Raw genomic sequence first — 13,571 nt, 5'->3', positions numbered from 1 at the left:
TTTCGTCGGCGACCAGCTCGATCAGCTCGCTGTCCACGTCGACCTCGACCGGCATCAACTCGTTGTCGACTGGCCTGAGCTCGACCGACAGCTCGGTCGCTTCGCTCTCGACTTCCACGTCGACCGGCCTCTCGTCAGCAACCAGCTCGATCAGCTCGCTGTCCACGTCGACGTCGACCGGCATCAATTCGCTGTCGACTGGCCTCAGCTCGACCGACAGCTCGGTGGCATCGCTCTCGACTTCCACGTCGACCGGCATGTCGTCGGCAACCAGCTCGATCACCTCGTTGTCCACGTCGACCTCGACGGGCATCAGCTCGTTGTCGACTGGCCTCAGCTCCACCGACAGCACGGTGGCCTCGCTCTCGACTTCCACGTCGACGGGCCTCTCGTCAGCTACCAGCTCGATCAGCTCACTCTCGACCTCAACCTCGACCGGCCTCTTGACCGCGACCAGCTCGATCGGCTCGCTGTCCACCGGCCTCAGCTCGACCAACAGTTCGCTCACGTCGTTGTCCACGTCGACCACCAGCAGCGTCACGTCGCTGTCCACGGGCCTGAGCTCGACCAACAGCTCGGTCGCATCGCTGTCGACTTCCACGTCGACGGGCCTCTCGTCGGCGACGAGCTCGATCAGCTCGCTGTCCACGTCGACCTCGACCGGCCTGTCGACGGCCACCAGCTCGATCGGTTCGCTGTCCACATCGACGTCGACCGGCCTCTCGACGGCGAACAGCACGATCCTGTCGCTGTCGACGTCGACCTCGACGGGCCTGTCGTCCGCAACCAGCTCGATCACGTCGCTGTCCACGTCGACGTCGACCGCGATCGAAGCCGCGAAGACGCATTACTACAGCGTCAACGACAACGGCACGCAGCAAGGCAACTACGCCAACAACGGCGCGACGGGCGTCAACGCCCTCGCAGCCGGCGTGAACGCCAGCGCGGCAGGCGCCAGCAGCGTGGCTGTCGGCGACGGCTCGAACGCCCAGACGGCGGGCGCGGTTGCAATCGGCCAGAACGCATCGGCAGCGGGCGGCAAGGCGGTGTCGATCGGCTCCGGCAACACGGCGAGCGGCGACGGCGCGGTCGCGATCGGCGACCCGAGCATCGCAACGGGCACCGGCGCGGTGGCGATGGGCGCGAACGACACGGCGACCGGCACCGGCGCAGTGGCGCTCGGCAACGCGAACACGGCAACCGGCAACAGCGCCCTCGCCCTCGGCAGCGCGAACCAGGCCACCGCGGACAACACGATCGCGCTCGGCAATCAGGCGACGGCCAGCGCGATCGGCGCCCAGGCATACGGCTCGAATGCGAAGGCCACGGCAACCGACGCACTCGCGTTCGGTTCGAACGCCACGGCGAACGTCGCGAACTCGATCGCCCTCGGCGCGAACTCGGTGACGGGTAACGCAGTCGGCACCTCAAGTGCCACGATCGGCGGCGTCACGTACTTCTTCGCGGGCAGCTCGCCGGCGGGCGTGGTCAGCGTCGGTGATGCAGCGACGGGCGCCACGCGCCAGATCACGAACGTCTCGGCCGGCCAGATCTCGGCCACCAGCACGGACGCGATCAACGGCAGCCAGCTCAACGCGACGAACCAGGCGATCACCAGCCTGTCCACGTCGACCGCGTCGAACATCTCGTCGCTGTCGACCGGCATCGGTTCGCTGTCCACGGGTCTCAGCTCGACGAACAGCAACCTCACGTCGTTGTCCACGTCGACGTCGACGGCGATCAACTCGCTGTCCACCGGCCTCAGCTCGACGAACAGCAATCTCACGTCGCTGTCCACGTCGACGTCGACCGGCATCGGCTCGCTGTCGACCGGCCTGAGCTCGACGAACAGCACGGTGGCGTCGCTGTCGACGGGCGTGACGAACCTCGGTGACCAGGTGAACCAGCTGGTGACCACGGTCAACAACACGACGCGCACGTCGAACAACAACGGCATCGCGGCCGACATGAACGGGACCGGCAACGACAAGCCGGTCGTCACGGCCGGTTCGAACTCGGTGGCAATCGGTTCGGGATCGAACGACGGCGGTCGTTCGAACGTGGTGTCGGTCGGCAGCGACACGCAGCAGCGTCAGATCACGAACGTCGCGCCGGGTACGCAAGGCACCGACGCGGTGAACGTGAACCAGCTGACGCAGGTGCAGACGACGCTGTCGACGGCACTGTCGGGCCAGCAGGCGCAGATCAACTCGCTGGGTTCGCAACTGCAGCAGACCGACCAGATGGCGAAGCAGGGTATCGCGGCCGTCGGCGCGATGGCGTCGATCCCGCAGCTCGATCGCGACGCCAACTTCGGGATGGGCGTCGGCACGTCGACCTTCCTCGGCCAGAAGGCGATGGCGGTCAACATGCAGGCGCGCATCACGGAGAACCTGAAGGCGTCGATCAACGGCGGCTTCAGCGGCGGTCAAAAGGTGATCGGCGCCGGCATGCTGTACCAGTGGAAGTAACCCGTCGCGCCGCCACGCCGCCGGACGGCGCGTGGCGGCCGCCGACGGCAGGACGAGCCCGCCGCGCAATGCGTCGCGGCCGCCAGTCAACCCAAGCATTGAGGACGTAACCGTGAACAAACTCGCTCTTGCGCTCGCACTTTCCGCAATGGCCCTCGCCGCGTGCTCGACTGCATCCGGTCCCACCTTCAGCGCCTCCGAACTGCAGCCGCCCGACGGCGTGCGCACCTTCCAGGTGGACTGCCACGGCCTGTTGTCGGGCCCGCAAACCTGCATGAAGGCCGCCCGCAGGATCTGCGGCGACCAGCCGGTGCGCAATGTCGACTCGGCCCGCGCGCTGCGCGACGGCTCGGATCCTGCGACGCTGGTGTTTCAGTGCGGCACAGCGCCGGCCGAAGCGGCGTCGGCCGCCGAGCCGGTTCCGGTTCCCGCTCCCGCACCTGCCGCGGTCGAACGCGTGAACCTCGCGGGCGACGCGCTGTTCGCCACCGGCCTGGCCACGCTCGCGCCGAACGCGCGCGCGTCGCTCGACAAGCTGCTGAGCGAACGCGATGACCGCACGTATACAGAAGTGACCGTCACCGGCTATACGGACTCGGTCGGCAGCGACGCGTCGAATCTCGCGCTGTCGAAGCGCCGTGCGGCAACGGTCGCGAACTATCTGAAGGCGCACGGGCTGAAGGCGCAAAGCGTGCCGGTCACAGGCCGCGGCAGCGCCGATCCGGTCGCCTCGAACGCGACGGCCGAAGGCCGCGCGAGCAACCGCCGCGTCGAAATCTCGCTGCAGCGCTGAGCAACTGGCCGTCGCGGCCCGGCTCGCCCCGCGCCCTCCCGCTACGGCCGTCACCCGAAGGGCGCGCCCCCGCCCGCGGTCGGCCACATCGGCCCGACACCGTTTCGCCGAAGCCCCGCCGCCCACGCCGGGCGCTATGTCAAAGTTCGTCAGCCCCCTCCACAAACCGGCGCCTTCCGTGCCACAATCGCCGCAGACAGCTGCCGGGGCGTTCCGCCCGCGTCGCGCGCCGTGCCGGACCCGCCCGACGACACACCGGAATCCGGCGGCCGCCTCGCGATCCGCGCCGCTCGAAGTGCTCTGCTGCACTCCCCGGCGCGCACCGGGGCGAACGCAACCACGACAATCCACGGCGCGCCGTTTCGCGGCCGGGCGCTCGACGCCACGGCCGAACGCACGACGCCGCAGAGGAACCCAACCGGTGACGGACATCAATCAAGCCACCTCGGGCGGCACCCGCAAGCAACGGCCGGCGGTCGGCATCTCGCTGTTTGCGCGCGACGGCCAGGCGATCTGGGAAAACGGCATTCACCAGAACATCGCGTACCTCGCGATGATGCTGAAGCGCTCGGACCGCGTCGGCCCCGTGTATTTCCTGAATGGCGGCGACGCGAACGCGCTGCCGGTCGGCCTCGAACTCGACGGCCTCGACGTGCCGCTCGTGAACCCCGCCGACGTCACGCACGAACTCGACGTCGTGATCGAGATGGGCGCGCAACTGCCGGTCGAATGGATGCGGCACGTGAAGGCGCTCGGCACGAAGCTCGTCGCGTGCTACGTCGGCCATACCTACAGCGGCCTTGCCGAAACGCCGATCTTCGAGAAGCCGTCGGGACACATCTTCAACGGCACGCAGTTCGACGAAGTGTGGGTGCTCGAGAAGTCGCAGAAGATCGACGTGCCGCTGTTGCGCACGCTCACGCGCGCGCCGGTCTACACGATTCCGCACCTGTGGTCGCCGTATTTCCTCGATCGGCGCATCGCCGCGCTGGCGAGCGAAGGATTGACGTTCGGCTACCGGCCCGGCCGCCGTCCGTGGCATCTCGCGACGCTCGAGCCGAACATCTCGGTCGTGAAGTCGTGCCATTACCCGATGCTCGTGTGCGACGAGTTCTACCGCGCGCAACCGGATGCCGTGCAGCATCTGTTCGTGGTCAACGCGATCCACATGAAGGCGCATCCGACCTTCGTGCACTTCGCGAACAGTCTCGACCTCGTGCGCCAGCACAAGGCGACGTTCGAGCCGCGCCTCGAGTTGCCGAGCTTCATGGCGCGCCACGCGGATGCCGTGGTGTCCCATCACTGGGAAAATCCGCAGAACTACCTGTATTACGACGTGCTGTACGGCGGTTATCCGCTGATCCACAACTCGACGCTGCTCGGCGACGCCGGCTACTACTACCCGGACTTCGATTCGGTCGCGGGCGCCCACGCGCTGCGCGACGCGTGGCTGCATCACGACGAGCGGCTCGACGACTATCGCGCGAAAGCCGGCCGGCTGCTGCAGTCGGTCTCGATCGACAACCCCGCGAACCTGGACGCGTTCGTCGCGCGCCTGGTCGCCTGAACCGGAGCATACGCATGTCGGACTCCAATGCCCGTCAAGCGCCCGGCGACGGCAAGCGTCTCGTCGTCGGCGTATCGCTGTTCGTGCGCGGCGCCGGCCAGTCGCTGTGGGAAAACGGCATCTTCCAGAACTGCCTGCTGCTGATCCTGCTGCTGCGCCAGTCGCCGCTCGTCGCGGAAGCGGTGATGGTGAACGGCGGCGAACAGCTCGCCGATCCGCAGATGATGCTCGGCGAGTGGAACGTGCCGCTGCTGTCGATGGACGAAGCGCTCGAGCGCTGCGACGTGCTGATCGAGATGAGCGCGCAGTTCGGCGCGGACTACCTGCGCGCGTTCCGCGAGCGCGGCGGCAAGGTCGTCACGATGCGGGTCGGCAACGACTACGTGATCGACATCGAGCGCGCGATGTTCGACAAGCCGTCGGGCTTCCTGTTCTCGGGGGCGCCGTACGATGCGGTGTGGACGATTCCGGAATTCGAGCGCTCGTGCCTGCACTATTACCAGACGGGCCTGCGCGCGCCGGTGACGATCGTCCCGCACATCTGGCATCCGATGCTGTTCGACAAGGCGCGCGCGACGCTCGGCGCGGGCTTGTCGTTCGGCTATCAGCCGGGCAAGCCGCGCTGGCGCGTGACGATGTTCGAGCCGAACATCTGCATGGTGAAGACGAGCATCATCCCGATGCTGGTGACCGAGGAAGCGTATCGCGCGAAGCCCGGGTTCCTCGAGTTCGTGCGCGTGTGCAACACGCTGCACCTGAAGGAACATGCGACGTTCGTCCACTTCGCGAAGAGCCTCGACATCGTGAACCACGGGATCACGACGTTCGAAAGCCGCTACGCGGTGTACGAGTTCATGGCCGCCTACGGCGACGCGGTGGTATCGCACACGTGGGAAAACGCGCAGAACTACCTGTATTACGAACTGCTGTACGGCGACTATCCGCTGATCCACAACTCGCCTTTCCTCGGCAAGGCTGGATATTTCTACCCGGACTTCGATTGCCAGGCGGGCGGCCGCGCGCTGCTGCAGGCGTTTGCCGAGCACGACACGAACCTCGACGCATACCGCGAGCAATCGAAGCACGTGCTCGACTCGGTCAGCATCTACAACCCCGACAACGTCGCCGCGTATTCCGACGCGATCGCGTCGCTCTATCGCGCCGCGTGACGCATGACGCACGAGGCGCGACGCGCCGCCCTTTCCGGACTCCGACATGAACGCACACACGCCCCTGTACCGCGACGACGACGGCCAGTGGCACCTGACCGGCTACGTGCCGCGCCAGTCGCAGAACGACACGCCGTAAGCCGCTTATCGCCCGCCCGGAGCCGACGATGAAGATCAATGTCGCGATTACGATGAACGTGCAGCGCGACGCGACGCAGTCGATCTGGTACAACGGCGCGAACCAGCATTGCGTGTACCTGTACATGCTGCTGAAACGCTCGCAGCTGATCGGCGAAGTGTGGCTCGCGCACGATGACGGCATCGCCGACTATCCGGAAGCGCTGATGCTGGACGCTTTCGGCGATGCGCTGCGTCCGCTGTCGACGATCGTCCACCAGACCGACCTGCTGATCGAGATGAACGCGTTCGTCGACCCGTCGCACACGGACGCCGTGCGCCGGCGCGGCGGCAAGTGTGTATCGTACCGCTTCGGCAACGACTACGTGATCGCGGTCGAGACGATCAACTTCGAGAAGAACAACTGGCGGCCGAACCCGAACCGCGTGCAGTTCGACGAGATCTGGACCAACCCGCAGCACATGCACACGTGCGCGGCCTACTTCCAGGCCGTCTATCGCGCGCCGGTGATCGAGCTGCCGCACATCTGGTCGCCGTACTTCATCGAACGCAGCCTCGATGCCGATCCCGAACTGAAGGCGCGCTTCGGCTACCGCAACCACGGCCGGGCCAAGCGCATCGCGTTCTTCGAACCGAACCTGAACGTCGTGAAGAGCGCGATCGTGCCGATGCTGGCCGCGAACGCGTGCTACGTCGAACACCCGGAACTCGTCGAACACGTGTACATGACCAACACGTTCGACAAGAAGGAAAACGTCGCCTTCAAGCATCTCGCGCTCGGGCTCGAGATGGTGCGCGACGGCAAGGCGACGGCCGACGTGCGCGCGCCGTTCGTCGCGTGGGCCGCACATCACACCGACATCGTCGTGTCGCATCACTGGGAAAACGGCCTGAACTACCTGCTGTACGACGCGCTGTACGGCAACTACCCGCTCGTGCACAACTCGCCGTTCCTGCGCGACGTCGGCTATTACTACCGGGACTTCGAGATCTTCGATGCGGCGCGCGCGATCGCGACCGCCGCGCAAACGCACGACGCTCGCCTCGACGATTACGCGGCCGCGGCCCGCCGCTGCCTGCAGCAGGTCAACACGCTCGCCGACCACAACGTGCGCGCGTACTCCGAGCAGATCCAGCGCCTGTTCGCCGGGCGCACGCTCGGCTGATCGAGCGCGTGACCTGCGCGATTCAGGTGCGCGTCGCAAACGGGCGCCACACCAGCACCCCGTTCGCGCGTCGCTCGGCAAACGCGCGGCCATGCCGCCGGCCGATGCGCGCGAGCCGCGCGAAACGGCGAGCCGCCGCCGGGCTCACACCGCCGGCCTGCTGCGCGAGGCTGCCCGACACGCCGCACGCGATCGCCGAATCGTCGCCGCAGGCGCCCGCGAACACCCCGGCGAAATAGTGCCGCGCCGCGCGCTCGCGGCCGTCGGCATCGAGCGGTTTCATCCGGCGAATAAGTTGCGACACGTGCTTCAGGCCGTCGAGAAACGGCACGACGTCGACCGGTACGTCGGTCGCTTCGGCCTCGTCGGCACCGAGCTGCCACAGCATGTCGGCGAGTTCGGCGATCGCGACGAACTCGCGCGCGTCGACTGCCCGCGTGCCCGTTCCGTGCCTGGCCTTCTTCGTTGCCGCCATGCCCATGCCCCTTTTCGATCCGTCGTTGCCCGATGCCGGCGCGCCGCGCCCGCACCGTGGCGTCATGCGGCGGCCGGCGGCCGCCAGGTGAAGCGAATGCCCTGCGCCCACGAGACGCCGGAATCCAGGATGAGCTGCCGGTCGACCTCGTTCTCCACGCCTTCGACGACCACGAGTCGCGCGCTTTCGTGCGCGAACGCGATCAGCCGCCGAAACTGGTAGCGCCCGATCGCGTTGCGCTTGATCAGCGACAGGACCGACCTGTCGAGCTTCACGATATCGGGGTTGCCGACCACCAGATTGTTCAGCGCGCTGAAGCCGACGCCGAAGTCGTCGATCGCGAGGCGGCAGCCGGTCTGGCGGAACCGATTCACGAACGACCGGCCCGCGACCGGGTTCAGCGGCCCCGTCTCGGTGATTTCGACGACCAGCCGCGCCGCGACCGATGGCTCGCGCTCGAGCCGCCTGAAGATGGCCCGCCAGCCGTCGTCCACGACCGCGCTCGCCGCCGCGACGTTGCAGCCGTACACGGCGTTCGGATCGGCGCGCAGTTCGTCGATCGTCCGGCTCACGACGAGCCGGTCGAACCAGCGCATCAGCCCGAGCGATTCGAGACGCGGCAGGAATGCGAGCGGCGGCAACGGCTCGCGCGCGCCCCAGCGCAACCGCGCAAGGCATTCGTGATACAGCACGCCGCCCGACAGATCGGCGCGGCAGACCGGCTCGCGCGCGAAGCCGAGCCGGCTTTCGACGAAACTGCGTACCGACGCAAGGTCGGGGTGATCGTCAGGTGCGCCGAACACGAGCTCGACTTCATCCCGATTCGCAACGCTATTCGCCTCCAGGCGAGGTTCGACCGAATTCATCCGGCGCTCCGGCAATGGTCGGACCGCCGATGACGGCCCGCGCTCTCGATACATGTGGCGCGAGCCGACCACGACGCGCACCACCGCCTACCCGGCCCATCCTCTTGTTTCGATCTTTTCCGGGAGCGTACTTTTCATTCGAGCGCGCCGTCAAACCCGATATTGTCAACGATATTCAAACACGCAAAATACAGCACGCATACAACTTAGAAACAGTGCGACAGGTCACACAACACTGTCGGCACGATGCCAATCGATGCTGCTTATTTACGCTGCGCGGCACCCTTGCGCAAATCGATTTACGCGCGACATCGTTTCAAATATCCGTTGCCTGCCATTTCATCTGATAAATGTCCGATGAAAAAACCTTGCCCGGACACGACAACGGGCTTGCTTCGGCCGCTTGGTGATTACGCGGCCGTGAACCACGGCGGGCGCATTCGGTCCTAGCAGCACTCAATTTCGTCGTTTCAAACGATATTGACAATACCGAAATGGCAATCAGGCATAATCAAATGGCAATGATGAGATGAATTATATGACGGTTATCGACTGAAAGATGTTTAACAATCTTTTCGACTTGTTAACCTATAAAATAAATCTTGACGGACTTCCCTCGGAGCCGTCAATTTCGTGCCTTCAAAACCGTCGAATCTCCCCGGTTCGGCGGTTTCTTTTTTAACGGCAATATTTCTTCAGACATTAACCGGGGACAGCCCGGATGCGGCGCACCGCACGCAACCTCATGCCGCCGTCGCGCCGATCAGGTTCGCAAGCAGCGCGTCGTATTCGCCGACCAGCGCCGGGTTCGCCGAGGTATAGCGGCCGAGAATCTCGCGCTGGCGCCGCGTGTACCCTTCCCAGTCGTCGTCGTGCGTGTGCAGCGCGTGCAGCAGCGCGTCCGCGCCCTTCTGCACGTCGTTGTCCGGATAGTAGTAGCCGAGATCGGGCGCGAGGCTCGCGTTGTGCACGAGCGGATAGCCCTGCCAGCACACGTCGAAGTAGAAATAGTTGAGCGGGTTCGACCATTGATGCGACACGACGACGTCGGTCAGGTCGGCGAGGAACAGCGGCGTGTCGAAGCGCCCGACGAAGCTCGCCTTCCCCGCGCGCACGATGTCCAGGTAGTTCATCAGCATCACGAACTCGGGGCTGTCGTGCGCGAGGCGGTCGGCGTTCGTTACGTGCGTGAAGCAGATCGCATCGGGGTCGCGGCGATACGCTTCGTCGATGATCAGCATCGGATACACGCAGAATTTCACGACGTTGTGGTTCGGCTCCATCACCGTGAGCCGCTTGCCCGGCTCGCTGCTCGGCCGGTATTCGCCGTGCTGCGGGAGCGACGCCGCACGCTCGCTCAGGAACATCGGGTCCCACACGAACGGCACGACGCGGCCCGGGCAGCGGCGCAGCGACTGCAGGAACGGCAGCGACGACGGCGCGATCTGCGGAATCGCCCACACTTCGTCGTAGCCGCGGTTGATGAACAGCGAATCCCACAGCCGGCGGCCGAACAACATCGCCTCCATCGCGTTGATGTACTCGACGCCGCAGCAATAGCTGACGATCTTCGCGCCGCGCGCCTTCAGGTAGGCCGTCTGCGCGCCGTCGATCTGCCCGCCGAGTTCGATCACCACGTCGAGCGCATCCTTCATGTCGGCGAACGGGCGGGTGTCGTACACGGTGCGATCCCACGGCAGCGCGTCGGTGAGCGGCACATCGGTCGTGTTGACCAGCGTCACGCGATAGCCGTGCGGCGATGCCATCAGCAGCTTCGCGAGAAACAGCGCGTTCTGCTTGATGCCGTTGATCCACAGGCTTTCATCGGGGGCGCGCAGACCGATCGTGATACCGATGCGCAGGCCGTTCAGGACAGGAGACGTCATCGTCGGCGGGATGGGAGATTGAATGGACGCAGTGTAGCGCGCGGCTGGTGGCCGCGCGAGCAATCCGCCAGTCTAGCGGAGCGCGGGCCGATCGACTGTCATGGATGGTCATGCGCGGTGCGCGGGCCGGATACGACAAGGCCGGCGTCGCGTCGCGTGACGCTGCGCCGGCCCGTGTACCACGCGAGCCGCGTGTCAGGTCAGTCTTCCGCCATCACCAGCAGTTGCGCGCCGTCCGCGACCTGGTCGCCAACGCCGTACAGCACTTCCGCGACGACGCCCGCGCCCGGCGCGCCGATCGTATGCTCCATCTTCATCGCTTCCATCACGATCAGCGGCGTGCCGGGCTCGACCTTCTGGCCCGGCTCGACCAGCACCGCGATCACCTTGCCGGGCATCGGCGCGGTCAGGCGGCCGCCGCCATGCTCGGCGTCGCCCGCGTGCTCGAGCACGTTGCGCCATTCGAAGGTGTCGGCCACGCCCTGCGTGAACACGTAAAAACTGTCGCCGTCCACATACACGCGGCCGCTGCTGCGCACGCCGTCAAGCGTCACGTCGAAGTCGAGCGGCGTCGCGCCGCGCGTCCACGCGAACGGCTGCGCGGCTGCATCGCCGGTGGCAAGACGTGTGCTTCCGCCATCGTCCTCGTAAGTGACCGTCACGTCCGCCTCGCGCTCGGACGCATGCCAGTCGAGCTTGCGGCGATAGCCACCGTTCAACCGCCAGTCCGGCAGCGCGCGCCACGGTGACGCGCCTTCCCGCGCGGCCGCATCGCGTTCGCGCGCGAGCAACGCCGCGCAGGCCAGTGCGAGTGACGCGCGCGGAGGCTGTTGCGGCGCGAACAGCGCATCGTGGTTGCGCTCGATCAGGCCGGTGTCGAGATCGGCGATCGAGAACGGTGCGCATGCAACGATCCGCTGCAGGAACGCGGCGTTCGTGTGCAGGCCGACCACCTCGCAGGCCCGCAGCGCGCGCAGCATCCGGCCGAGCGCTTCCGCGCGGTCCGCGCCGTGCACGATCAGCTTCGCGATCATCGGATCGTAGAACGGCGTGATCGCATCGCCTTCGCGCACGCCGCTGTCGACGCGGACCGGCGCGCCGATCGCGAACTCGACGCCTTCCGGCAGCCGCAGGTGCTTCAGCGTGCCGGTCGACGGCAGGAAGCCGCGTGCCGGGTTCTCCGCGTAAAGGCGGGCCTCGATCGCGTGGCCCTGCACGTGCAGGTCGTCCTGCTTCAGCGGCAGCGGCTCGCCGGCGGCGACGCGCAGCTGCCACTCGACGAGATCGAGCCCCGTGACCATCTCGGTGACCGGATGCTCGACCTGCAAGCGCGTGTTCATCTCCATGAAGTAGAACGCTTCGCCCGTCATGATGAATTCGACGGTGCCCGCACCGACGTAATTCACCGCGCGCGCCGCCGCGACGGCCGCTTCGCCCATCGCCTGGCGCACGTCTTCGTGCAGACCGGGCGCCGGCGCTTCCTCGAGCACCTTCTGGTGACGGCGCTGCACCGAGCAGTCGCGGTCGAACAGGTACACGGTGTTGCCGTGCGTGTCGCCGAACACCTGCACCTCGACGTGACGCGGCCGCGTCAGGTATTTCTCGATCAGCACGCGGTCGTTGCCGAAGCTGCTCGCCGCCTCGCGCTGGCACGATGCGAGCGCCGCCCGGAAGTCCTCCGAGCGCTCGACCACGCGCATCCCCTTGCCGCCGCCGCCCGCGCTCGCCTTCAGCAGCACCGGGTAGCCGATCTCGTCGGCTTCGCGATGCAGGTTGGCCGCGTCCTGGTCGTCGCCGTGATAGCCGGGCACGAGCGGCACCGCCGCCGCATGCATCAGCGCCTTGGCCGCGGCCTTCGAGCCCATCGCCGCGATCGCGTCGACCGGCGGCCCGATGAACGCGATGCCGGCCGATTCGCACGCGTGCGCGAAATCCTCGTTCTCCGACAGGAACCCGTAGCCCGGGTGGATGGCCTGCGCGCCCGTCGCGCGCGCGGCTTCGATGATGCGCTCGATGCGCAGGTAGCTGTCGGCGGCCGCCGAGCCGCCGATATGCACGGCTTCGTCGCACGCGGCGACGTGCTTCGCGTGCGCGTCCGCGTCGGAATAGACGGCGACGCTCGCGATCCCGAGACGTTTGCACGTCGCGGCGACGCGGCAGGCGATTTCACCGCGGTTGGCGATCAGAATCTTGTCGAACATGGCTTCGATGTCGTCCGGAAAGTTAGGGGCACGCCGTCATTCACGCCACGAAGGCGTGCGTTTCTCGAGGAAGGACGCGATCCCTTCGCGCGCTTCCGCGCCGGCGCGGGTCCGCGCGATCCAGTCGGCGGTCTGCTCGATCAGCGCCGCATCGAGCGGCCGGCCGGCCACGTCGGCGACGAGCCGCTTGCACGCCTTCACCGCGTCCGGGCCGTTCGCGACGAGCGTCGCGGCCAGCTTCGCGACCGTGTCGTCGAGCGCGTCGGCCGGCACCGCGTCGTGAATGAAGCCGAGCGACGCGGCGCGCACGCTGTCGAACACTTCCGCCGTCGTGAAGTAGCGGCGCGCCGCGCGCTCGCCCATCGCACGCACGACATACGGCGCGATCGTCGCGGGAATCAGCCCGAGCCGCGCTTCGGACAAGCAGAACTTCACGCCGTCGGCGGCGATCGCGATGTCGGCCGCCGCGACGAGGCCGACGCCGCCCGCATACGCGTCGCCGTGCACGCGCGCGATCACCGGCTTGCCGCAGCGATGGATCGCCTCGAGCATCCGCGCGAGCTTGCGCGCATCGGCGCGGTTCTCGTCGTCCGAGTAACCGGCCATCTTCTTCATCCAGTTCAGGTCCGCGCCTGCGCAGAACGCCGGGCCTTCGGCCGCGAGCACGACCGCGCGCACGCCTTCGTGCGCATCGAGCCATTCGAACGCGGTGGTGAGCTCGGCAATCGCCGTCTCGTTGAACGCGTTGCGCACGTCGGGCCGCGCGAGCGTGACGGTGGCCACGCGCCCGGCTTCGCTTACCTTGATCGTTTCGTATCGCATCGGTCAGTCCTCCGGAC

At 66.8% G+C, this 13,571-nt stretch carries 10 protein-coding genes; 5 read left to right on the top strand and 5 right to left on the bottom strand.

The window, feature by feature from the left end:
• The 5 genes from C7H84_RS20055 to C7H84_RS20035 form a co-directional block, all read left to right on the top strand.
• The coding region (locus tag C7H84_RS20055) for a YadA-like family protein (RefSeq protein ID WP_240462058.1) at positions 1–2,471 on the top strand (2,471 nt) is incomplete at its 5' end.
• Positions 2,472–2,583: 112 nt separating this feature from the next.
• On the top strand, positions 2,584–3,264 hold the full coding sequence (locus C7H84_RS20050; RefSeq protein ID WP_121860426.1) for an OmpA family protein: 681 nt from the start codon (positions 2,584–2,586) through the stop codon (positions 3,262–3,264).
• A gap of 421 nt (positions 3,265–3,685) precedes the next feature.
• A complete protein-coding gene (locus C7H84_RS20045) occupies positions 3,686–4,831 on the top strand; it encodes a DUF2827 domain-containing protein (RefSeq protein ID WP_121860425.1) in 1,146 nt (381 codons plus the stop codon).
• Between the two features lie 14 nt (positions 4,832–4,845).
• Positions 4,846–6,000 carry a DUF2827 domain-containing protein gene (locus C7H84_RS20040; RefSeq protein ID WP_121860424.1) on the top strand — a complete coding sequence of 385 codons (1,155 nt, stop codon included), beginning with the start codon at positions 4,846–4,848 and terminating at the stop codon, positions 5,998–6,000.
• A 167-nt stretch (positions 6,001–6,167) separates the two neighbouring features.
• Positions 6,168–7,304 (top strand): DUF2827 family protein, encoded by a 1,137-nt coding sequence (locus tag C7H84_RS20035; protein WP_121860423.1) that lies wholly within the window; start codon positions 6,168–6,170, stop codon positions 7,302–7,304.
• Between the two features lie 22 nt (positions 7,305–7,326).
• On the opposite strand, the gene C7H84_RS20030 is transcribed toward C7H84_RS20035, so the two are convergent.
• The 5 genes from C7H84_RS20030 to C7H84_RS20010 all read right to left on the bottom strand — a co-directional run bounded on the left by C7H84_RS20030 (position 7,327) and on the right by C7H84_RS20010 (position 13,554).
• On the bottom strand, positions 7,327–7,779 hold the full coding sequence (locus C7H84_RS20030) for a hypothetical protein (RefSeq protein WP_121860433.1): 453 nt from the start codon (positions 7,777–7,779) through the stop codon (positions 7,327–7,329).
• Positions 7,780–7,841: 62 nt separating this feature from the next.
• Complete coding sequence (locus C7H84_RS20025) at positions 7,842–8,645, bottom strand: EAL domain-containing protein (protein ID WP_121860422.1); 804 nt, start codon at positions 8,643–8,645, stop codon at positions 7,842–7,844.
• 743 nt (positions 8,646–9,388) lie between these two features.
• A complete protein-coding gene (locus C7H84_RS20020) occupies positions 9,389–10,531 on the bottom strand; it encodes a DUF2827 domain-containing protein (RefSeq protein ID WP_121860421.1) in 1,143 nt (380 codons plus the stop codon).
• Between the two features lie 200 nt (positions 10,532–10,731).
• The gene (locus C7H84_RS20015; protein ID WP_121860420.1) at positions 10,732–12,732 is read right to left on the bottom strand and encodes an acetyl/propionyl/methylcrotonyl-CoA carboxylase subunit alpha; all 2,001 of its coding nucleotides are present in this window, start codon (positions 12,730–12,732) and stop codon (positions 10,732–10,734) included.
• Between the two features lie 36 nt (positions 12,733–12,768).
• Positions 12,769–13,554, bottom strand: a complete 786-nt coding sequence (locus C7H84_RS20010) for an enoyl-CoA hydratase/isomerase family protein (RefSeq protein WP_121860419.1) — start codon at positions 13,552–13,554, stop codon at positions 12,769–12,771.
• Between the last annotated feature and the right edge of the window lie 17 nt (positions 13,555–13,571).

The sequence above is a fragment of the Burkholderia sp. Nafp2/4-1b genome (assembly GCF_003635165.1).
In the GTDB taxonomy this organism is placed as follows: domain Bacteria; phylum Pseudomonadota; class Gammaproteobacteria; order Burkholderiales; family Burkholderiaceae; genus Burkholderia.
This window is presented reverse-complemented; position numbering and strand designations above follow the sequence as displayed.

Bases quoted from the DNA above. Each gene is read 5' to 3' on its own strand.
- C7H84_RS20015 (WP_121860420.1), bottom strand. From the start codon at position 12,732: ATGTTCGACAAGATTCTGATCGCCAACCGCGGTGAAATCGCCTGCCGC.
- C7H84_RS20010 (WP_121860419.1), bottom strand. From the start codon at position 13,554: ATGCGATACGAAACGATCAAGGTAAGCGAAGCCGGGCGCGTGGCCACC.
- C7H84_RS20040 (WP_121860424.1), top strand. From the start codon at position 4,846: ATGTCGGACTCCAATGCCCGTCAAGCGCCCGGCGACGGCAAGCGTCTC.
- C7H84_RS20020 (WP_121860421.1), bottom strand. From the start codon at position 10,531: ATGACGTCTCCTGTCCTGAACGGCCTGCGCATCGGTATCACGATCGGT.
- C7H84_RS20030 (WP_121860433.1), bottom strand. From the start codon at position 7,779: ATGGCGGCAACGAAGAAGGCCAGGCACGGAACGGGCACGCGGGCAGTC.
- C7H84_RS20035 (WP_121860423.1), top strand. From the start codon at position 6,168: ATGAAGATCAATGTCGCGATTACGATGAACGTGCAGCGCGACGCGACG.
- C7H84_RS20025 (WP_121860422.1), bottom strand. From the start codon at position 8,645: ATGAATTCGGTCGAACCTCGCCTGGAGGCGAATAGCGTTGCGAATCGG.